The organism is Sphingobium sp. 15-1, from assembly GCF_013375535.1.
Taxonomy (GTDB): domain Bacteria; phylum Pseudomonadota; class Alphaproteobacteria; order Sphingomonadales; family Sphingomonadaceae; genus Sphingobium; species Sphingobium aromaticivastans.
Map to the genome: position 1 here is coordinate 479,922 of NZ_JABXJG010000003.1, position 19,497 is coordinate 499,418.

General features: G+C 57.8%; 21 protein-coding genes and 1 pseudogene. 19 read left to right on the plus strand and 3 right to left on the minus strand.

The genetic code is table 11. The features are described 5' to 3' along the window. Positions 1-3: 3 nt before the first annotated feature. Complete coding sequence (locus HUK72_RS25250; RefSeq protein WP_176599471.1) at positions 4-2,169, plus strand: 3-hydroxyacyl-CoA dehydrogenase NAD-binding domain-containing protein; 2,166 nt, start codon at positions 4-6, stop codon at positions 2,167-2,169. Continuing rightward, a complete protein-coding gene (locus tag HUK72_RS25255) occupies positions 2,157-3,314 on the plus strand; it encodes an acyl-CoA dehydrogenase family protein (RefSeq protein WP_176599243.1) in 1,158 nt (385 codons plus the stop codon). The genes HUK72_RS25250 and HUK72_RS25255 overlap by 13 nt, the downstream gene beginning before the upstream one ends. Before the next feature lie 27 nt (positions 3,315-3,341). Here the strand turns inward: HUK72_RS25255 and HUK72_RS25260 are convergent, their stop codons facing one another. After that, positions 3,342-3,911 carry a TetR/AcrR family transcriptional regulator gene (locus HUK72_RS25260; RefSeq protein WP_176599244.1) on the minus strand — a complete coding sequence of 190 codons (570 nt, stop codon included), beginning with the start codon at positions 3,909-3,911 and terminating at the stop codon, positions 3,342-3,344. Positions 3,912-4,106: 195 nt separating this feature from the next. On the opposite strand from HUK72_RS25260, the gene HUK72_RS27095 reads away from it, so the two are divergent. The 10 genes from HUK72_RS27095 (at position 4,107) to HUK72_RS25305 (ending at position 13,508) form a co-directional block, all read left to right on the plus strand. Further along, positions 4,107-4,250, plus strand: coding sequence for a hypothetical protein (locus tag HUK72_RS27095; protein WP_218036284.1), 144 nt, complete (start codon positions 4,107-4,109; stop codon positions 4,248-4,250). A 131-nt stretch (positions 4,251-4,381) separates the two neighbouring features. Then, positions 4,382-4,798 carry a transposase gene (locus HUK72_RS27725; protein WP_176599245.1) on the plus strand — a complete coding sequence of 139 codons (417 nt, stop codon included), beginning with the start codon at positions 4,382-4,384 and terminating at the stop codon, positions 4,796-4,798. A 434-nt stretch (positions 4,799-5,232) separates the two neighbouring features. After that, positions 5,233-6,432 carry an aromatic ring-hydroxylating dioxygenase subunit alpha gene (locus tag HUK72_RS25270; RefSeq protein WP_176599246.1) on the plus strand — a complete coding sequence of 400 codons (1,200 nt, stop codon included), beginning with the start codon at positions 5,233-5,235 and terminating at the stop codon, positions 6,430-6,432. A gap of 106 nt (positions 6,433-6,538) precedes the next feature. Then, positions 6,539-6,964, plus strand: coding sequence for a nuclear transport factor 2 family protein (locus tag HUK72_RS25275; RefSeq protein ID WP_176599247.1), 426 nt, complete (start codon positions 6,539-6,541; stop codon positions 6,962-6,964). A 55-nt stretch (positions 6,965-7,019) separates the two neighbouring features. Continuing rightward, entirely contained in the window at positions 7,020-8,261 is a 1,242-nt protein-coding gene (locus HUK72_RS25280; RefSeq protein ID WP_176599248.1) for a cytochrome P450, read from the plus strand. Between the two features lie 154 nt (positions 8,262-8,415). Further along, positions 8,416-10,785 (plus strand): TonB-dependent receptor, encoded by a 2,370-nt coding sequence (locus tag HUK72_RS25285; RefSeq protein WP_176599249.1) that lies wholly within the window; start codon positions 8,416-8,418, stop codon positions 10,783-10,785. Between the two features lie 134 nt (positions 10,786-10,919). Then, positions 10,920-11,702, plus strand: a complete 783-nt coding sequence (locus HUK72_RS25290; protein ID WP_176599250.1) for an SDR family NAD(P)-dependent oxidoreductase — start codon at positions 10,920-10,922, stop codon at positions 11,700-11,702. 17 nt (positions 11,703-11,719) lie between these two features. Then, on the plus strand, positions 11,720-12,430 hold the full coding sequence (locus tag HUK72_RS25295; RefSeq protein WP_176599251.1) for a hypothetical protein: 711 nt from the start codon (positions 11,720-11,722) through the stop codon (positions 12,428-12,430). Between the two features lie 197 nt (positions 12,431-12,627). Continuing rightward, on the plus strand, positions 12,628-13,233 hold the full coding sequence (locus HUK72_RS25300) for a cytochrome c oxidase subunit 3 family protein (RefSeq protein ID WP_176599252.1): 606 nt from the start codon (positions 12,628-12,630) through the stop codon (positions 13,231-13,233). After that, complete coding sequence (locus HUK72_RS25305; protein WP_176599253.1) at positions 13,230-13,508, plus strand: cytochrome C oxidase subunit IV family protein; 279 nt, start codon at positions 13,230-13,232, stop codon at positions 13,506-13,508. Before HUK72_RS25300 ends, HUK72_RS25305 begins: the two co-directional genes overlap by 4 nt. 219 nt (positions 13,509-13,727) lie before the next feature. Here the strand turns inward: HUK72_RS25305 and HUK72_RS25310 are convergent. Next, positions 13,728-14,216 (minus strand): annotated as a pseudogene (locus tag HUK72_RS25310) (transposase); the annotation flags it as partial. A gap of 14 nt (positions 14,217-14,230) precedes the next feature. Between HUK72_RS25310 and HUK72_RS25315 the strand changes: the two are divergent. From HUK72_RS25315 to HUK72_RS27730, 3 genes are all read left to right on the plus strand, one after another. After that, positions 14,231-14,653, plus strand: a complete 423-nt coding sequence (locus HUK72_RS25315) for a tyrosine-protein phosphatase (RefSeq protein WP_176599254.1) — start codon at positions 14,231-14,233, stop codon at positions 14,651-14,653. Positions 14,654-14,714: 61 nt separating this feature from the next. Beyond that, positions 14,715-16,064: an IS66 family transposase gene (locus tag HUK72_RS25320; protein WP_176597181.1), complete on the plus strand. Its 1,350-nt coding sequence runs from the start codon at positions 14,715-14,717 to the stop codon at positions 16,062-16,064. Positions 16,065-16,108: 44 nt separating this feature from the next. After that, a complete protein-coding gene (locus HUK72_RS27730; RefSeq protein WP_369806086.1) occupies positions 16,109-16,348 on the plus strand; it encodes a tyrosine-protein phosphatase in 240 nt (79 codons plus the stop codon). Between the two features lie 133 nt (positions 16,349-16,481). Here the strand turns inward: HUK72_RS27730 and HUK72_RS25330 are convergent, their stop codons facing one another. Next, on the minus strand, positions 16,482-16,766 hold the full coding sequence (locus HUK72_RS25330) for a hypothetical protein (RefSeq protein ID WP_176599256.1): 285 nt from the start codon (positions 16,764-16,766) through the stop codon (positions 16,482-16,484). Positions 16,767-16,976: 210 nt separating this feature from the next. Between HUK72_RS25330 and HUK72_RS25335 the strand changes: the two genes are divergently transcribed. From HUK72_RS25335 to HUK72_RS27520, 4 genes are all read left to right on the plus strand, one after another. Then, positions 16,977-17,621: a transposase gene (locus HUK72_RS25335; protein WP_218036285.1), complete on the plus strand. Its 645-nt coding sequence runs from the start codon at positions 16,977-16,979 to the stop codon at positions 17,619-17,621. A gap of 413 nt (positions 17,622-18,034) precedes the next feature. Beyond that, on the plus strand, positions 18,035-18,358 hold the full coding sequence (locus tag HUK72_RS27510; RefSeq protein WP_255326013.1) for a helix-turn-helix domain-containing protein: 324 nt from the start codon (positions 18,035-18,037) through the stop codon (positions 18,356-18,358). Then, the gene (locus HUK72_RS27515; protein ID WP_255326014.1) at positions 18,355-19,212 is read left to right on the plus strand and encodes an ISNCY family transposase; all 858 of its coding nucleotides are present in this window, start codon (positions 18,355-18,357) and stop codon (positions 19,210-19,212) included. Before HUK72_RS27510 ends, HUK72_RS27515 begins: the two co-directional genes overlap by 4 nt. Further along, the gene (locus HUK72_RS27520; RefSeq protein ID WP_255326015.1) at positions 19,212-19,433 is read left to right on the plus strand and encodes a hypothetical protein; all 222 of its coding nucleotides are present in this window, start codon (positions 19,212-19,214) and stop codon (positions 19,431-19,433) included. Before HUK72_RS27515 ends, HUK72_RS27520 begins: the two co-directional genes overlap by 1 nt. Positions 19,434-19,497: the final 64 nt, after the last annotated feature.

Sequence of the window (19,497 nt, forward strand, 5' to 3'; positions counted from 1 at the left end):
AACATGCGTCACATTCGACTGGACCGTTGCGACGACGGCATGGCCATCCTCACCCTCGACAATGCCGATGAGAGCATGAACGTCGTGTCGCAAGCCTGGCTTGACGAGATGAATGAGGCGATCGCAGCGGTGAAGGCCGACGACGCAATCAAGGGTCTCGTCATAACATCGAGCAAGAAGGTGTTCATGGCCGGCGCGGATCTTAAGTTCCTTGTCAATTGCTATGGGAAAATGACTGCTGCGGAAGCTTATGAATTCAGCCAAGCCGCGACCCGTATGCATCGCGCTCTGGAGACGATGGGAAAGCCGGTTGCGGCTGCAATAAACGGCACGTGCCTGGGCGGCGGGTTCGAACTCGCGCTCGCTTGCCATTATCGGGTAGCGGTTGACGATCCAAAGCTGGTCGTCGGATTGCCGGAGGTTAATGTCGGACTCCTGCCAGGGTCGGGCGGCACCCAGCGGCTACCACGCGTGACCGGCGTGAAGGTCGCGCTCGACCTGCTGCTGTCCGGCCGCGCGGTGAGATCCGCCGAGGCGTTGAAACTGAAGATGGTGGATGCTGTCGTCCCCGCAGACGAACTGATCGCCAAGGCAAAGCAGCTGATCGAGGCCGCTCCCGATATGCTGCGTGACTGGGACCGCAAGGGTTTTGCGCTGTCCGAGTCCCGCGGCATGGTGCTGCCGGAAACCGCGGCCATGTTCACGATGGCGACTGCCGGGGCCGTTAGGAAGGCAGGCTATAACCTGCCCGCGCCCACGGCGATCCTCTCTTGCGTGTTTGAAGGAGTGCAGCTGCCATTCGACCGGGCCCTGTCGATCGAAAGCAAGTATTTCGCGAAGCTTCTGACGCATCCATCGGCGCGCAACATAATCCGCACCAGCTTCATTTCGAAGCAGGCGGTAGAGAAGGGAGCGCGGCGTCCCGAGGGTTTTGAGAAGGTGGCGGTCAAGAAAGTCGGGATCCTCGGCGCAGGAATGATGGGTGCGGGCATCGCGCTGGTCGCCGCGCAGGCCGGAATCGACGTGGTGTTGATTGATCGCGATGCCGCTACTGCAGAAAAGGGCAAGAGCTATGCTGCAAAGGTTCTCGGCAAAGCGCTGGAGAGGGGCAGCACGACCCAGGAAGCGGTCGATGCAGTGCGCGCGCGCATTCTCCCCACGCCGGATTATGGGCCGCTGGCTGACGTCGACCTTGTGATTGAGGCGGTGTTCGAGGATGTGGCAATCAAGGCGGACGTGACCCGCCGGGCGGAGGCGGTCATTCCGGCGACAGCCATTTTCGCGACAAACACGTCGACGTTGCCGATCAGCAACCTGTCCCAGGCCTCGACGCGGCCCGACCAGTTCATCGGCATGCATTTCTTTTCTCCGGTGGATCGCATGGCCCTGGTCGAGGTGATCCGCGGCAAGCGGACTTCGGATGAGACTCTGGCGAAAGGCCTCGATTTCATCGCGCAAATCCGCAAGACTCCGATTGTCGTCAACGATAGCCGCGGCTTCTACACCAGCCGCGTCTATCAGACGCTCATCAACGAGGGCGCCGCGATGCTGGCTGACGGCGTGAAACCTGCGCTCATCGAAAATGCCGCACGTTCGGCAGGCTTCCCGGTGGGGCCGCTCGCCTTGCTCGATGAGACCTCCATGGACCTGCCGATCAAGATTGTGGAACAGGCCATCGAGCAGGAGGGTCCGCAGTTCGTGCCCCCACCGGGCATGCCCGTCATGTATCGGATGCGCGATATCGGGCGCACCAGCCGAAAATCGGGCAAGGGTTTTTACGATTATCCGGATAGCGGCAAAAAGCGACTTTGGCCGGGGCTAGCCGAAGTTTTCCCGCCGTCCGACCAGCAGCCATCGGTGGAGCAACTCAAGACCCGGCTCTTCTACGCGCAAGCTATCGAAACGGCGCGGTGCATCGAGGAAGGCGTGATCGAGACGCCCGAGGATGCCGACATCGGGGCGGTCTATGGCTGGGGCTTCCCGCTCTGGACTGGTGGTCCGATCAGTTATATCGATACGGTCGGCATCGAGCATTTCGTGCGTGAGGCTGATCGGTTGGCGCAACGCTATGGCGCCCGGTTTGCGCCCTCTGCTTGGCTGCGGGAAAAGGCGGCTTCGGGAACGGGTTTTTATGCGGATGCCAAGGAGAAGCAGGCATGCGCCGCTTGATCTTCGAATCTGAGCACGAGCAGTTTCGCGACAGCGTCATCCGCTTCATGCAGAATGAAGTCGGACCTCATGCCGACCGCTGGCGCGAGGCGGGAATCGTCGACCGCGAAATATACCGAAAGGCAGGCGCGCAAGGGTTGCTGTGCACCTGGGCGGACGAGAAATATGGCGGCGCCGGCATTGATGATTTCCGCTTCGAGCAGATCATAATAGAGGAGAACATGCGCCACGGAGACATTGGCTTCTACATAAACCTGCACAGTAACCTGGTGGCCCCTTATATCGCCAAGCTTGGCAATGAAGAGCAGAAGAGCCGACTGATGCCGGGAATCATCAGCGGGGAGGCGATCCTCGCAGTGGCAATGACGGAACCGAGCACTGGCAGCGACTTGGCGGGTATCAAGACCAGCGCCCAGGACAGGGGCGACCATTGGCTTCTGAACGGCGCCAAGACCTATATTTCAAACGGAATATTGGGCGACGTCATCGTGGTCGCAGCACGCACGGATCCAAAATCACGTCATGGTCTGGGGCTATTCCTGGTGGAACGCGGCATGGAAGGCTTCGAACGGGGGCGCAAGCTCGCCAAGATGGGCCTGAAAGCGCAGGATACAGCCGAACTTTTCTTCAGCGATGTCAAAGTGCCGAAGGCCAATGTGCTTGGCGAACCGACGCAAGGCTTCGCTTATCTCGCGCGTTTTCTCGCGCAGGAACGGCTGGTCGGCGCGATCGGCTTCATGGCGACGGCACAGACTGCCTTCGACCTGACACTGGACTATGTGAAGCAGCGCAAGGCGTTCGGGAAGCCGATCGGCGCATTTCAGAACAGCCGCTTTGTCATGGCGCAGATGCGAGCAGAACTCGACGCGCTGCAAACCTACGTCGATCAGCTTGTCCTGCTTCACAATGCCGGACAACTCACAGCGGAAGACGCGTCATCGGCGAAACTGCTGTGCAGCGAACTGGAGGGACGCGTCATGGATGCTTGCGTGCAACTTCACGGCGGCGCTGGTTATATGGAAGAATATCGTATCAGCCGCATGTATACGGATGCCCGCATAAGCCGAATCTTCGCAGGAACGTCGGAGATCATGAAGGAAATCATCGGCCGGAGCCTGGGACTGGACGAGCGCAAGCTGAGCTGAACTCTGCTTGCTATCTCCGGCTGAACCTCAGTCTTCGAACACCATATGTAAAATCAGGTTGATCGTCTGCTCGATTTCACCCCGGGAGAACGGGTCCTTCCCGGTGAAATACTCATACTCTGCGGATACGGAGAAGGGAACCGACGCCATCGCGACGACAGCGAAACGCAGGCGTTCGGGCTGTATGTCGCTTCGAATGGACCCTTCTCGCTGCGCTTGTGCTGCCAATGCTACAAATTCTTCATAAGCCGGACGCGTAAACTTCTCGCTGAGCCAGGCAAGCCTTGGTGATGGTTGCGCACCTTCCTGTGTCATGATCCGGTGGAGCTTGGGTTCGCTGGCGCTATATCGCACAATATCCGCGATCAGGCGACGAAGACGAGCAGAGGCGCTGGCGTCTTGCGGCAGCGTCTTTGTATCCGTGCGGAACAGTTCGTAGTGAGCGAGCATATGCTCCATCACCATTTCCCACAGCCGCTCCTTGTTCTTCACATGATAGGTCAGCAATTGTATGGTAATGCCGGCATCGCTCGCGATCGAGCGCATGCGGGCGCCTTTAAAGCCGTCACGGGTGAAGGCTGCCGTGGCTGCCTCCATAATGCGGGCCAATACCTCCTGCGGCCTTCTTTTGTGAGGTGCGCGTGGCGCCTTCGCAGGCGCGGCGCCAGCGCCACTTTCCTCCGCAGTTTTCGCAATGTCGGCGGGCTGGCTTGAGGTTCGAGGCATGATTCATCCGTAACTTTTCAGAGACTCAGTACGTTAAATGATCTGTAAAGCCAAGCCTCGCCAAGGGTGCGGCGTCCGCCAAAGTCGCAACATCACGCCACGCGGCGGCTGGCGCCATCGGGTTCGATCTATCAAGAGATGATCGGCGTCAGGCGGTCCAATGCGATCTCCGTCACTTGTGTCGAGGTCGTGCCCCCGGTGATGGTGTAGCTCGGCGGTTAGCGAAGCTGACCGGACGCGCGCTCATCGATCAAGCGCAGTAGCGGCCGGTCAGTTTCGCGGGTGGCCATCGGAGATCTCGGATAGATTTGGGTTGCGAGACTCAAGCTATGGAGATCCCGATGACCAAGGAGATGATGGACGTTCAGGCGCTGCTGGGAAAGAGCGCCGACAGCGATTTTCTACGCGAGATGATCGGCTTTGCGGCGCAGCGGCTGATGGAACTCGAGGTCGGTGGGCTGACGGGTGCCGCTTATGGCGAGAAGAGCGCGGAGCGGCAGGCCCAGCGCAATGGCTACCGCGATCGGGATTGGGAGACGCGCGCGGGCACGGTCGAGCGCCTCAATGGCGAAATCAAGCGGCGCACAGAGGTGGTCGGCATCTTCCCCAACGAGGACGCCATCACCCGCCTCGTGGGGGCTATCCTGCTGGAACAGAATGACGAATGGGCGGTCCAGCGCGCCCGCAACATGACACTGGAAAGCGTCGCTCAAATCGGCGATGATCCGTACGTCACGCTGCCGCCCATGGGTGCGTGATCAACCCGGCTCTAGCCGGAGATCGCCATGGCTACGCCGGCGAACCTACACCATGCGTTGGGACACGATCTGTTGTCGACATGGCGAAGGGCACTCACTCCGGAAATCCGGCTCGCCGCCGAGCGGTGCAGCAGCTTCAAGGGGTGCCTCAAAAGAGAGCCCGGGCTCAATCGACGTAATCAGCAAAAATGTGATGCGTTGTCGTTTCTGCGCGGATCCGCCCTCGGTGACGGACCCGAATGGCTCGCACGATCTGCAAGGCACACCTGCAGGACGCCAGGGACAACCAAGCCCTTGACTCGTCGTTGATGCACCATTACTGTTCAATCGACAAGGATGTTGATACGGTCACGCAACCGCGGCCCGGCTTATAGCCGGATCAGAATGAGAGCGGCGCCTATATCGGCAATCAGAATTAGACGTCGGAGGATGAGATGCACGAGTTGAGCGTTGATGAGCTTGAAAAGAAGTTCGCTCATGAGCGTGCACGTACTTCGGCGCCGCCGGACTTCCATTTGCCAAAAGAGCTTCCCGCCGGTCGTTATACAGACCAGCGTTTCTGGGATCTGGAGCAGAAATATTTCTGGCCCAAGACCTGGGTATGCGCGGGCCGGGAAGAGCAGGTGCGCACGCCCGGCGATTATCTCCAGTTCCAGAAATTGGGCCGAGACATCGTCATTGTGCGTGGGCAGGATGGCAATCTCCGTGCTTTCTACAATACATGCCAGCATCGCGGCGGGCCTGTCGTTCCTGAGAAATGCGGCCATGCCAATCGGCTGACTTGTGGCTACCATGCCTGGACCTATGATCTTGAAGGCTCTTTGGTTGTCGTTCCCAATGAGCGTGAGTTTCCGGGCCTTGACAAAAAAAAGAAGTCGTTGAAGCGGGTCCGGGTGGAGTGCTGGGGCGGGTGGATCTTCATTAATGAGGATTTGTCGGCTCCTTCACTTCTGGAGTATCTCGATCCAATCCCGGCCGAACTGGCGGTGATGAAGAGCGAAAATCTTCGTTTGGTATATGAATATTCTTTCGAGGTTCCTTGTAATTGGAAGGTGAACTCAGACGCCTTTCTCGAGGTTTACCATATCAAGACAATACATCCGCGCACCATCACGCCGATGGTCGACACAGATGCCACTGTGGTCGAGATGTACCGGAACGGTCATGGCATGTTCGCGATGCCATACAAGAACGGAATGTCCGATCCCTACCGGGATCGCACGGATCAGACAGACCGCGCGCCCACCCTCGCGGCAGACAATGATCTCCGTACTATCGCTTCTTTGACATATGTCGCATTTCCGAATTTTCACGCTCCGCTCACGTTGGACGGCTATCATATTCTCCTCATGTGGCCGATCTCTCCCGACCGAACGGAGCTTCAGGTTTATCAGCTCGGCGCCGACTGGGGTAACGGCCCCCCCCCTGCTCACTGGGAGCAGTCCAAGGCCGGACTTGAGGTAGTAGTCGGCGAAGATGTGTCGCTATTCGGAAAGCTCCAGCGTTCGCTGGGAGATCATGGTGTCTCCAGCACCCCTTTGGGATATCTCGAGCGGCGCATCCATCACTTCCACGTCCAACTTGACGAGTTCATCGGCCGGGACAGGATTCCCCCTGAACTCCTCGCGAGCTAACGGAATAGAATAATCATCAACGACAATAATCTACACATCGAAAAGGGGTGCGGCATAATTATCGTCTAATGCTGTACGCCCGACGATCTATGCCATGGAGAGGGTTATGCTCAACTATGAAAGCAGCAGGGAGTCGTGCCTCGATATCTCTCGCTTTTTGTCGGAAGCATTTTCGAAAAAGGACGTCAGCTCGATCGAGGCGCTCTACGGCGACGGCATTATAGTGTGGCATAATCACACCAATTCATATGAGAACAAGAGCGAGAATATTGCATCTCTTGAGCAATTCTTTGGCCTGTTCTCAGAGATATCCTACCAGGACATCCGGTTTACCTGGACGGAAGAGGGGTTCATCCAGCGCCATGTCATCACAGGCAAGCTGGAGTCCAATGGCGCCATTGTCGAAATCCCTGCCTGCTTGGTCTTCTCTGTCCGGGACGGCAAAATAGTCAGACTGGATGAATTTGGTGATCCGGCTCCGCTTGTCGCGGCGCTTGGCGTTCCCGCGGCAAGGCGGTGCAGTGACGGGTGAGCAAATCTTCGGCGTAGCTGGGCTAGCTGCGCTCTTATTTTAGAGGAAATGAATAATGATCGGTCGTATCGAGCGGGAGTTGGACTTCGACTGGCTGGCGAAGAACGCCGTTGGTCCTGACTTTATCCCGAAGCTCCTCAAGATACAGGAAGCTACGCCGGTTTTCTGGAGCGACTGCCAGCGAGGGTGGGTTTTAACCCGGTATCCAGATGTCGAAGCTGGCCTGCGCGATCCTCGTCTCTCGAACAAACGGACAGAACCCTATCTGGAGCGGGCGCTGGGCGCGTCCATCTGGGAGCGTTATCCGGCGTTCATGGACAATATCGGGCGCTGGGTGTTTAATATTGACGCGCCCGAACATACCAGGATCAGGCGTTTGCTCATCAAGCCTTTCAACAAGGGTTCGATTGAACGCCACCGCGGCAAAGCGCAGGCAGTGCTGGACAAATTGATAGAGGAAGTGGCCGAGCGCGAAACCTTCGATTTCCAGAAAGATTTCGCCTTGCGTTACACGGCGACAGTCCTTCTTCACACACTGAATCTGGGCGGCATCATCGATGTCGATCGCGTGCTCAATTGGGGTGACATTTTTGCAAGCGCCGTAGCTACCGCGGATCCTGCACAGTTGGATCTGGCTGAACGGGCAACTCTCGAGATGACCGATCTGTTGGCACATCAGATCGACCTGCGGCGCGCTGATCCCGGGGATGATCTGCTGAGTGAGCTGGCGACGGCGTCAGATGAAGGAAAGATGTTAACCGTTGCGGAAATTGTTTCGCTTTTCCAGCTGATGTTGATCGGCGGATTCGAGACAACTGCTAACACGCTGACTTTGGCAGTATCGGCGTTGCAGGATAAGCCTGCTCATCAAAAGTACATTGCGTCCAATCCTTCAGCGCTTCCACGAGTTGTCGAAGAACTGAATCGTTATACGGCAATGCTGGGAACAATGTTCCGGATAGTGAAAGAGGATCATGTTCTGCATGGCCAAAGCATAAGTGCAGGCGACTTTGTTTTTCTCATGATCGGTGCGGCTAACTGGGACCGCCGTGTTTTTGAGAACCCGGGCCAGATAGATTTCGATCGTAAAGGGCCACAGGCGCTGTCATTTGCGCCGGGGATCCACATGTGCATCGGTCATAACCTCGCCCGTTTGCAGCTCGAAGTCGCCTATAGCACATTATATTCGCGCTCAAGAGCTGTAGAAATCGAAGACCAGCAATTTCAGTATATGGCTAATTTTACAGCGAGAACGCCGATCGATGTCAGAGCGAAAATAGTAAATGTGGATAGGTAGTGATATCGTTAGACTATATCTCCACGTGTAATTGTTAATTGATGTTTATTGCTTTGCGTTATCCAAAGCTTATGGCGTTCCATGACACTGAATTACCTAATGAAAGTTGCCAGGGCGCACACACGCAGCTCGGCACGACAATGGGAGAGTATTTATGAAAGCCTATTTTCTAAAGATGTATCGTTTGGGTCTGTTGGCGACCGGCATGACCGTCATGGCGAGTCCGACATTTGCTCAAGATGCTGGAAAAACCGAGCAGAACGCTGACGGAATGGGCTTTCGGGAAATCATCGTCACGGCGCAGCGGCGCGATGAAAGCCTGCAGAAAGTGCCTGTTTCTGTTTCGGTCTTGACGGCCGATGCCCTCGTGAAACAGGCCGTCACCTCCGAACAGGATCTCCGCGTGAACACTGCGGGCTTGACGGTTCGGGCCACCGGTGGATCGAATCAGCTCAACTACGCGATCCGCGGACAGTCGCTCGACGCCTTTAGCGACGCGCGACCGGGTGTTCTTCCCTATTTCAATGAAATCCAGATCGCTGGAGACGCCGGTTCCTCCGCGTTTTACGACTTGCAATCCGTTCAGGTCCTGAAGGGCCCTCAGGGTACGCTGTTCGGGCGCAGCGCCACGGGCGGGGCCGTCCTGTTCACCACCGTCAAGCCCAAAGAGGACTTCGGCGGCTATGTGAGCGGGGCGCTGGGCAATTATGATCTTCGCAAGATGGAAGGCGCGATAAATGTGCCGGTCGTCAAGGATGTTCTGCTCGCCCGTGTCGCCGGATTCTACCAGAAGCGGGACGGCTACCAGTACAATATCCTGACCGACAGCCGGCTGGGCGGCTTTGAACGTTTTGGATTGCGCGGCAGCCTGGAGTTTCGGCTGGGCGACAGCTTCACGAACAATCTGGTGGTGGATTATGCGCACTTCGACGGCCAGAGCATGACAGGCCTGATCGCGGGCCTCAAGCCGGACGCCGCGACGCCCGCTGCCTCCGCGCTGATCTATTCACCGCTGCTCGATACGATTTTCAATTTCCCGGGGGCCTTCGCCACCGTTAACGCCGCCAATCCGGGGACCAGCCCGAGCGGCCTGGCGGGCGATCTGGCGGACCAGCAAGCCCGCGGGCCCTTCGTCACGAACGTGGACTACCTGCCGCTGTTCAATGCCAAGAACGTGGTCGTGACAAACAGTTCCGTTTACGACATCAGCGATAGTCTGCAGATCAAGAATCTGTTCGGCTATGCCCATATCAAAAGCTCGCGCCAGTTCGATGTCGATGGAACGGCCTATGCGATAGACAACACGTTCAATGCCAGCACCACCGCCCAATATACGAACGAACTGCAGCTGCTGGGTGATGCCGGTCCGTTGAAGTATGTCGTTGGCGGGTATTTTTCGAGCGAACGGACGCAGACCTTCATCGAAGGGGCTTTCTTTGATCTGCTGCCGCTCGCACCGCCGGCCAATGTGGTCTTCGATTATACGAAGAAGAACCGCACGCTGGCCGCATATGCCCAGGGCACGCTGGACCTGAGTGAAATCACGGGCCTGGAGGGCCTGGGATTCACCGCAGGCATTCGCTACACCAATGAAAAGGCGGAGATCGCGCTGGATCCGGCCCACGGTTCATTCGGATGTGCTACGGATGGCTGCGGTACGGGCCTCCCCCCCTCCAGCTTCAGTAACAATCAGTCGACGACCAGCAAGAATCTGAGCTGGACCGTCGGTCTTCAGTATCAGGTGAACTCTCAGCTCCTGCTGTACGTCACATCGCGCCGGGCCTTCAAGGGCGCAGGCTTTAACGGCGGCCTCGCCCCGCTCATCGGGACCGGTAGCGTCGGTGGGAACCGCTATGAAGAGGAGCGCCTGACCGATGTTGAAGCCGGGTTCAAGTTCCAGGGGCGCGTGGGCAGCATTCCCTTCAGATTCAATGCTGACGTGTATCAGAACTGGGTGAAGAACGGCCAGCGCGTCGCCTTCGCCTTCGTCAGTGGTGGTGCGCCGGGGGCGATTACCGTCAACGTACCGAAGTCGCGCGTGCGTGGCCTGGAAGCAGACATGGTAGTCAACCCGACCGAGTGGCTTTCGATCGGCGGAACATTTGTCTATACCGACGCCAAATTCCTGAGCCAGACCGTCTCGATTCAGGGCACTCCCACGCTGTTCGGTCCCTATCCAGACACGCCGAAAACGTCTGGATCAATCTTTGCGCAGGTCGAGGCGCCCCTGAGTGGTGGCCTCAAAGCCGTTGCCCGGGGCGATTACTTCTCGCAATCGGCAACGGTTTATACCTCGACGCAAAGGACCAATACAGGCGCCAGGATTCCTGGCTACGGCATTGCAAATTTCCGGCTTGGCCTAGAGGATGAGGATGCCGGGTGGTCGGTGAGCGCCTATCTGAAAAATGCGTTCAAAAAGACCTATTATGTCGGCGGCCTCGCGACAGCTGAACTCCTCCAGATCAATACGATCGTCCCCGGCGATCCGCGTACTTTCATGGTGGAAGCCCGATTTAAGTTTTGATCCCTCGGCGGGGCCGCGGTAATTTCAGGATCGCCGCGGCCTGATCGACTGGCCTGCTCCTGCGGGAGCGGGCCAGTCTCGCCTCGCTAACACTGATTTTGCTGCTGCGGGACGGCGACAGGAAAAAGGAAACAATGATGCAGGTTTTGCGGGGAAGGCGCGCTGTCATTACTGGAGCGGCGCGCGGAATAGGCGAAGCCATTGCAAGGCGGTTCGCTGCGGAAGGGGCTGAACTGGTTCTTATCGATCGTGACGGTGAGGCCCTCCACGCCGCAACCGCGAAAATCGTCAGTTCGGGGGCAAAGGCCGTAGCCTTGACTGCAGACCTGGGAGACATCCAGTCGATCCCCCGGCTCGCGGCCGACATCCTTTCGAGTTATGGCGGCGTCGATATCGTAGTGAGCAACGCCGGCATCGCCGGACCGTTTGCTCCGCTTCAAAATCTCGCCTTCGACGAATGGCGGCATGTGCAATCGGTTAATCTCGAAGGCCCCCTTGTTCTTTTGCAACAGCTGGCGCCGACCCTCTTCGAGGCCACAGATGCGGCCGTGATTATGATTTCAAGCATCCGCAGTCTGAACGGTGTGCCGGTGGGCGCCCCCTATGCCGCCGCCAAAGCAGCGATCAACAGCGTGACAAAATCGCTGGCTTGTGAATGGGGCGTTGCGGGCGTACGTGTGAACGCCATCCTGCCGGGTCCTGTTGAAACTGACATTATCCGTGAGTCCATTGGCGACGATCCTGCACCCAGGCAGATCCTGCGCGACATGTCTCCGTTGAAGCGCTGGGCGGTCCCGGACGATATCGCCGGTCCAGCACTTTTCCTGGCCAGCGGAGATGCCAAACATGTTACCGGGCATCTTCTCGTTGTCGATGGCGGTCTTACCATTCAGTCGCCAGAACATTATGCCGTCTGACGCGCAGCGGAGGTCTTATGAAGAATAGCAATGGTGGCAGCGTGAATATCAAGCACCAAATGTTATGCGCATGGAGCGGCGTGTTGGCCATGGTCTTGTTCGTGTTGGCCCTGTGGCCGCTGGCATCATTCATTCCACCATTGTCGCCCACGATGACGCCTGCCGAGGTTGCGACCTTTTATCAAGAGCATACCAATGGCATCCGTATCGCAGCCGTAATCATTCTCATGGTGGCTGGTTTGAACGGTGCGTTCGCGGCTGTGATATCGGTACAAATGAAGCGCATAGAGAAAGTGAATCCGGCGCTGACCTATACGCAGATGATCAATGGTTGCGTGGGCAGTGTGATCTTCATCATTCCTGCAATGGTGTGGACTATCACTGCATTTCGTCCTGACCGCCCCGTTGAAATTACGTACGTTCTTAACGACATGGCTTGGTTGTTTTTTATCATGCCGTTCGGACAACTGGTGGTGCAATGCCTATCCATCGGCTTGGCCATTCTGAGCGACACAGCAGCAATTCCTGTGTTCCCGCGCTGGATAGGTTTCTTCAATTTCTGGATTGCGTTACTGGTTCTTCCGGCGGGGGTGGTGACTTTCTTCAAGACGGGGCCTTTTGCCTGGAGCGGCATTGTGTCCTTCTGGGTGCCGGCAATTGTTTTCGGAATCTGGTTCATTGTCATGTTCGTCGCGCTTCGCAAGGCGATCATGCAACAAAGCGAATAGGGTGCCGGGAGGACGAGCGGTGGCGAAAAATCGAATGACTGCCGGCGCTGTAACCCATAGTCTGTATCTTCGAGGCAACGGTCGAAGCCTCTTCCCGAAGTTGGGGGGGCTCCAACAGCGGGACACTAAACGGATTAGCCGAAGCTCAACCAAAATAATAGGGGAGAGAGCTTCCTTCTATGAAGAGGCGGTACTTCATGAATGATTCCGCATTTCATTCTTTGAAGAGAAACAACCATAGCCATCTCCGTCTCCCCGGCGAGCCAGGCATCTGGGTATTTATCTTCGGGGATTTATTAATTTTTTCCCTGTTTTTCGGTACTTTTCTGTTTTACCGCGCCGAGGATGTTGCCCAGTTCACATCATCCCAGGCTATGCTGAGCAAATCATTTGGGGTATTCAATACTGCCCTGATGCTGTCCAGCTCCTGGTTTGTCGCCATGGGGGTGAATGCGGTCAAAGAAAACCGGGTAAAGGTGCCGACAGCCCTCTTCAGTCTCGCTTTTCTCTGCGGGGCTGGATTTGGGGTGGTCAAGGTATTCGAATACAGTGAGAAGATCAGTCTCGGGATCACGCTCAACACCACCGAATTCTACATGTACTACTATATGTTCACCGGTATCCATATGGTCCACGTGATTATCGGCATGGGGGTGCTGGCCTTCTTGGCGTTCAGCTGCAATGCTCGGAAAGGAGTCTACGCGGAAAAGGATATTCGCAACATTGAAAGTGGTGCCTGCTTCTGGCACGTAGTGGACCTATTGTGGATTGTACTTTTTCCCATACTTTATATGGTGAAATGATGAAATCCCTAATTCTCTCCCGCGTTACCCTAACCTGGATTGTTCTACTCGGTGCCACCCTGTTGTCTTGGGAGATGGGCCATGGCATGGGCTTTGAGTCCATCGAGCACGCCAGTATGGCGATCATCTTGGTATCATTCGTCAAAGTCCGTTTTGTGATGCATGAATTTATGGAATTGCGCCACGCACCGCTGTTCATGCGCCTACTGGCGGACGGGTGGATTGTGGTGGTGACCCTGCTGTTACTAGGACTGTATCTCCGGGTCGGGGGGTGATGCATGGCTGATAGCTGTAGTTTGGAATGGTCGACCACGTTACGGCATCTAGCCCGCATTATTCGCGACGCGGGCTTTTCCGGCGATCCTCGGTCTCGAGCCTCCACTTCGGCGTCATGAGGACGAGCGATCGCGGTGCGTCTTTTGCATCGCGGTAGTTCGATAGGTTTGCGAGATTGAAGGACGGGGTTGATCGGCTCAGCGGCACGGCCGCAACGGTTATGTTGGGGCTTGTCTGAATGCGGCTGCGACGGCCCGGAACGTGTTGGCATCAGGGCAGGCTGACGCAAAGGCTATGCGGATGCGGGTGGTGGTCTCGATGACGCGGGCGGCGACCTTGAGAAGCCGCAGGCGCAGCGTGGCGAACTCGGCGACGGCGAGCGCGCTTGTCTTGGGGATGGCCTGCTGCATCCGCCAAATGAGCCAGTAGGCAGCGGTGTGGAGGATGAGCCGCATCTGATTGGCGTTGGCCGATCGGCATGAGGTGCGGTCGCTGTTGAGCTGGGTTTTATGCCGTTTGATCAGATTCTCGGCCTGGCCGCGGGCGCAGTAGAGCGTGTCGTAGATGTGCTCGGCGGAGCCCCCCGGCAGGGACGTGACGACATAGCGGATATCCATGCCCATGGTACTGGCTTCGATCCGGGCGACGACGCGGCGCTTACACTTCCAGCTTTTCGCCCCATAGCGAATCTCGGCATAGCTGCGCAGGCTATCCGTCCGACTTGGGGGGCAGGGTTCGCAAGGGCCTGATTTTCAGATCCGAAGCTATATCTTCGCCGAACGATCAAGATGATCAAGCGCTTGAGGAGCTGAAAATCGCCTTGATATGCGATCTCAGGAGCCTGAATGAACGAGAGCGCATTCCCAACTCTTATTGGGTCAGCAGGGGCGTCGAGCTTCTCAATCTCGATATTCTTGCGGATGTTCGGGAGTCGCACGAGGCTTGGGAGAAGTTGCGCGTGGACCCGTCCGCTCAGGGCGGGCGAGACATCATGGTCAGCATATATCGCACCCTGCCATTCGCCGCCGCCGCGCATCTCAAGACGATCTGCGAGAGTGTGGCGGCGGGCCATGCACCCTTGCTGATCCACTGTGCGGCAGGCAAGGACCGAACCGGATTTGTGTGTGCGGCTCTTCTCCGGTAATTGCTCACGGGGTTGGCAAAAAGGGGTTGCGTATAACCGCACGCTCTGATTCATCCTGTACATGGCGACGCCACCGCGCATAGGGCTGAGTGAGGCCGAGAAGGACGCCCTGCTGGTGCAACAGCAGAAGATGATTGAGCGTCTGGTTTCGCGGATATCGGAGCTCGAGGCGCTGGTAGGCAAGCCGCGCAAGACATCGTCCAACTCGCATATTCCGCCTTCGAAGGATGGCTTTGGTAAGAAGAAGTCGCGCAAGCGCACAACGGGCAGGCGTCCGTCGCGGGAAGGCAAAGCGCGGCCGCTTGCCGAGACGCCGGACAAGACCGAGCGGGTCATCGCCGCCGCCTGCGGCCATTGCGGAACGGACGTATCTGGTCAGGCGCAGCGATGCCGCCATCGCTACGATCATATCGATCTGCCGCCGATCCGCCCGATCGTGACGCGCGTAGAACTGTTCGGCGGCCGTTGCGGGGGATGTGGCAAGCGCTATCGAGCCGCAGCCCCGGCAGGCATGGAGCCGGGGACGCCATTCGGCCCCGGCATTCGTTCCTTGCTGACCTATCTGCATCATAGCCATCATGTCGGTTTCGAGCGCCTGTCGCGTATCTCTGCGGAGTTGTTCGGCCTGACCATCTCCGAAGGCGCCATCGCCAATATCTTCAGGCGCATGGGCCAGAGCATGGCCGCGGCTACCGGGGCGATCCGGGACAAGCTGCTCTCGGGCACGGTCATCGCATCGGACGAGACCACTACCCGCACCAATGGCGTCACTCAGTGGCAATGGGTGTTCATCTCGGACCAGGCAGTGCTTCACAAGATCGCCCCGCGCCGGGCCCGCAGCGTTGCCGAAGAGGTGCTGGGAGACCACCAGCCCAAGGTGTGGGTGTCGGATCGCTATGCCGGCCAGCAGGAACTGGGCAAAGAGCATCAGGTCTGCCTCGCCCATGTCCTGCGCGACGTTCAATACGCCATCGACTGCGGCGATACGATCTTTGCACCGAAGATCCGCGATCACCTGCGATGGGCGATCCGGGTCGGAAAACGACGACACGAACTGAAGGACACGACCCTGGCGACATACGCCGCCAAGGCCGATCACAAGCTGACCACCCTCATGCGGGCGCCTGTCGCGCACCCTGCCGGCAAGACCCTTCTCAAGCAGATCAAGGCGTGGCGGGCGAAGTTCTTCGTCTTCCTCACCAACCGCAGCGTCCCGGCAACCAACAACATATCCGAGCGTGAAATCCGTTCCTCCGTCGTGTTCCGCAAGGTCACCAACGGCTTCCGATCAGACTGGGGCGCTCAGATCCATGCCGGATATCGATCCGTCACCGGCACCGCTCGCCTCAACGGAAAATCAGCACTCGCTGCAATCCGCGAGCTCGTCGACGGAACATTCGCCGTCGCCTGAGCAGCCCTCCACCGGCCAACCCGGTGAGCAATTACCTTCTCCGGATGGTGGGCGTCCCTTATGCGATGATTATGCAGGATTATCTTTCCAGCATGGGGAATATCGGGTCCGAAATAGTGGAGGCCACACGCCTGTTGATGAGAGATCGTGTGGGGCAGGAGATAAGTAGCGGAGCATTGAATGCAATCATAAGCGTTGAGCCAGATTATATCGACGCAAGTTTTACGGCTGTCGAAAGGCAATATGGATCATTCGAAAATATAGTTCATGCTGCATCGGACTAAAGGAAGATGAGCTTGCTGAGTTTCAGCAGAACTTGATTTCATATGAGAAATTATAACTTTTGTGGAAAAGCGGCATCAATGTTTTGCTGTCGAAGAGATTTAATGATCTTAGCTTGGCTTTGCACGTTTTTGGTTAGGTCCAGGTCCAGAAAATGCCGTTGTTAGCGATATGGTTGAGGGCCTGATCGAGGGGTCGAACGCATCCGCCCATGTCGTCGATATCTTCCCATTTTCGTCGATGTGACCAGTAGGCGATTCTGACGTCGTCCCCTGTGCCGGTTGGCATGAGGCGAGCGATCGGTGCTTCGGTTGCCAACAAGTAAAGGTGGTAAGCGCCTTTGTCTTCGTACCATCCCACGCCGCCGCCATTGGCTTCGTCAAACGCTTCGATGCGCAGTGCGATCTTGTCCATTTCCATGCCGTAGCCATAGCCGCCTTCGAGTCACGGCGGAACTGATTCACTTCGCCGCACGGTCAAGGCGATTGTCTTGCAACCTGTGTTGGTCGGGATTCGAAGCATGGGATGGTGCACCATCCCAGGGCCACTTTCGGCGATCCCGTTCCCCAGATACTGCGGCAGTAGCTGCAACCATGGCGTACTTGCTTCACGGCGCCCAGTTGGGAGCATGTGCTCGTTCTGGTGATGGGGGCCCTGCTGGCCCCAGGCAAGCGAACCGTCAGTTCCTGTCTGCGCATGACGGGCCGGGCCGAAGCCACCAACTTTGCGAGCTATCATCAGATCCTAAGTCGGGCCCGCTGGAGCCCCCGGGCCGTCGCCAGACGATTGCTGGGTGTTGTCGTCGAACGGCTCGTGCCAGATGGCCCTGTCGTCATCGGTATGGACGACACCATCGAACGCCGATGGGGACGTCGCATCACTGCACGGGGAATATACCGGGACCCGGTCCGTTCGAGTCACGGCCATTTCGTCAAAGCCAGCGGGCTGCGTTGGTTGAGCTTCATGGTGCTCACCCCGGTGCCATGGGCCAGCCTGATCAAGGCCTTACCGGTCCTGACCCTGCTCGCCCCTTCGGAGCGATCCGACCTTCAACGTGGCCGCCGACACAAGCTACTGACTGAATGGGCTCGGCAGGGCGCCTTACAGTTGTGCCGCTGGCTGCCAGGCCGTCGGATCATCTTCGTGGGCGACAGCGGCGCGCAACACTCATCAGCCGACTGCGGTTGGATGCCAGCCTATTCGCACCGTCCGCGGAACGAACATCACGCTCCATGGGGCGGCCAGCGCAAAAAGGCCCGGCGCTGCCGAAGCTGAAAACCCTGCTCTCCAACCCCGCTACGACCTGGACAAGGATCATCGTCTCCGCCTGGTATGGCCATGTCGATGGCAAGGCCCTCGATATCACATCCGACATCGCCTTGTGGTACAGGCCCGGGCAATGCCGACGCTATCTTCACCCGCGGCGAAGAATTCTTGCGTAAGACCGTCGATCGGTCGTCGAAAAGCGGCGTCGGGAATGAGGGCCATGCAGGAAGCTACCCGATGACAATTTCGCGCTCGAATGTCCGGTTCCAGGACGGCTCCGTAGATAATAGAATATTAGTTTTGTTTATGGATTAACATAATGCGGATTATCAAACTTTTATCGTGTAAGCGCCGGATAGAAATGACACCCCTCTGCTGAATAGAAATGACACCCTCGGGCGTCCTTAGCAGAGCTCGGTGGCATGGTCCTCCTGGCAGTTCGGGAGGACACGCTTATGACGGTGGTGGCGATGAGCCATGGCGAGCTTTCGCGGTTTGATACATTGTCGCGTGCGGATCGCGGCGAACTGCGGGTCGAGGATGCTGCGCAACTGCTGGGCTTGAAGCGCCGGCAGATTTTCCGGTTGCTTGACCGACTGCGAACCGAAGGCGCTTCAGGCCTGGTGTCGCGCAAGCGTGGTCGGCCGAGCAACCGGCGTCACAGCGATGCCTTTCGCGAGCGCGTCCTTACGATCGTCCGCACGCATTATGCGGATCGGTGGGCTGTGAGACGCTGCGACAGATGATGATCGCGGCGGGAATCTGGCAGGATCGCGCCGCGCGTCGTTCTCGCCCCTATCAACCGCGTCACCGGCGGGACTGTCGTGGGGAGCTGGTCCAGATTGACGGTTCGAAGCATGACTGGTTCGAGGAGCGTGGCCCGAAATGCACGCTGCTCGTCTACATTGACGACGCGACCAGCGAGCTGCTGCATCTCCAGATGGTCGAGAGCGAAAGCACCTTTTCCTACATGGAAGCGACGCGCGAATATATTGAGCGGCACGGCAAGCCGGTGGCCTTCTATTCCGACAAGCACTCGGTCTTCCGCAATGCCAAGGCGACGGCCAAGGGCGATGGCATGACGCATTTCGGCCGCGCGCTTGATGCGCTGAACATCGAGATCATCTGCGCCAACTCGCCACAGGCCAAAGGCCGGGTCGAACGAGCCAACGGCACATTGCAGGACCGGCTGGTCAAGGCGATGCGGCTGGAAGGTATCTCGTCGATCGAAGAAGCGAACGCCTTTCTGCCAAGCTATATGGTTCGGCACAATCGGCGCTTTGCTCGCCCAGCGGCAGACAGTCGTGATCTGCATCGCCCTCTGGCACCGCAGGACGATCTACGTGCGATCATGGTCTGGCGCGAAAAGCGGAAGATTTCAAAGGCACTGACGCTGCATTACAACAAGGTGTTGTTCATTCTGGAGCCTACTGCGATGAGCAAGGCTCTGGTAGGTAAGCGTGTCCACATCTGCAAATATCCTGACGGCAAGATCGAGATCCGTCATGAGGGGCAGGTGCTGCCCTATCGCCTGTTCGACAAGATGCCCCGGATCAACCAGCCCGCGATTGTCGACAACAAGCATCTGGACCGGCACTGATGCTGGCAAAGCAGATCCAGGCGATTGCGCCACATCACCGGCAGCGCAACAACAATGCCCCTGCCCGCCGTGATCAGCCCGCCCATCTCTTTCCCGAGCCCGAAGCGCTGGTAAAGGTTGATCGCCGTCGCTTGGGCGGTCCCAAGCTCAAGCGCGGCCCACGGCTCAGCCAGGCTGAGTTGCGGGCGCGCGGCACGCTGGAGTTTGTGAAGGCCCGCTGAGACTGTTCGAACGGCTCTGACCGAGCCCGCTGCCTGCGCAGCGGGTCCACGTCCCTCCCCTCCA

What these genes read in the sequence shown, in the direction of transcription:
- HUK72_RS27510 (WP_255326013.1), top strand. Translation starts at nt 18,035, where the DNA reads ATGGTCCTCCTGGCAGTTCGGGAGGACACGCTTATGACGGTGGTGGCG.
- HUK72_RS25305 (WP_176599253.1), top strand. Translation starts at nt 13,230, where the DNA reads ATGATGAAATCCCTAATTCTCTCCCGCGTTACCCTAACCTGGATTGTT.
- HUK72_RS25285 (WP_176599249.1), top strand. Translation starts at nt 8,416, where the DNA reads ATGAAAGCCTATTTTCTAAAGATGTATCGTTTGGGTCTGTTGGCGACC.
- HUK72_RS25250 (WP_176599471.1), top strand. Translation starts at nt 4, where the DNA reads ATGCGTCACATTCGACTGGACCGTTGCGACGACGGCATGGCCATCCTC.
- HUK72_RS25290 (WP_176599250.1), top strand. Translation starts at nt 10,920, where the DNA reads ATGATGCAGGTTTTGCGGGGAAGGCGCGCTGTCATTACTGGAGCGGCG.
- HUK72_RS27730 (WP_369806086.1), top strand. Translation starts at nt 16,109, where the DNA reads ATGGTGGGCGTCCCTTATGCGATGATTATGCAGGATTATCTTTCCAGC.
- HUK72_RS25320 (WP_176597181.1), top strand. Translation starts at nt 14,715, where the DNA reads ATGGCGACGCCACCGCGCATAGGGCTGAGTGAGGCCGAGAAGGACGCC.
- HUK72_RS25270 (WP_176599246.1), top strand. Translation starts at nt 5,233, where the DNA reads ATGCACGAGTTGAGCGTTGATGAGCTTGAAAAGAAGTTCGCTCATGAG.
- HUK72_RS27725 (WP_176599245.1), top strand. Translation starts at nt 4,382, where the DNA reads ATGACCAAGGAGATGATGGACGTTCAGGCGCTGCTGGGAAAGAGCGCC.
- HUK72_RS25255 (WP_176599243.1), top strand. Translation starts at nt 2,157, where the DNA reads ATGCGCCGCTTGATCTTCGAATCTGAGCACGAGCAGTTTCGCGACAGC.
- HUK72_RS25300 (WP_176599252.1), top strand. Translation starts at nt 12,628, where the DNA reads ATGAATGATTCCGCATTTCATTCTTTGAAGAGAAACAACCATAGCCAT.
- HUK72_RS27515 (WP_255326014.1), top strand. Translation starts at nt 18,355, where the DNA reads ATGATGATCGCGGCGGGAATCTGGCAGGATCGCGCCGCGCGTCGTTCT.
- HUK72_RS25275 (WP_176599247.1), top strand. Translation starts at nt 6,539, where the DNA reads ATGCTCAACTATGAAAGCAGCAGGGAGTCGTGCCTCGATATCTCTCGC.
- HUK72_RS25260 (WP_176599244.1), bottom strand. Translation starts at nt 3,911, where the DNA reads ATGGAGGCAGCCACGGCAGCCTTCACCCGTGACGGCTTTAAAGGCGCC.
- HUK72_RS25330 (WP_176599256.1), bottom strand. Translation starts at nt 16,766, where the DNA reads ATGGAAATGGACAAGATCGCACTGCGCATCGAAGCGTTTGACGAAGCC.
- HUK72_RS25295 (WP_176599251.1), top strand. Translation starts at nt 11,720, where the DNA reads ATGAAGAATAGCAATGGTGGCAGCGTGAATATCAAGCACCAAATGTTA.
- HUK72_RS25280 (WP_176599248.1), top strand. Translation starts at nt 7,020, where the DNA reads ATGATCGGTCGTATCGAGCGGGAGTTGGACTTCGACTGGCTGGCGAAG.
- HUK72_RS27520 (WP_255326015.1), top strand. Translation starts at nt 19,212, where the DNA reads ATGCTGGCAAAGCAGATCCAGGCGATTGCGCCACATCACCGGCAGCGC.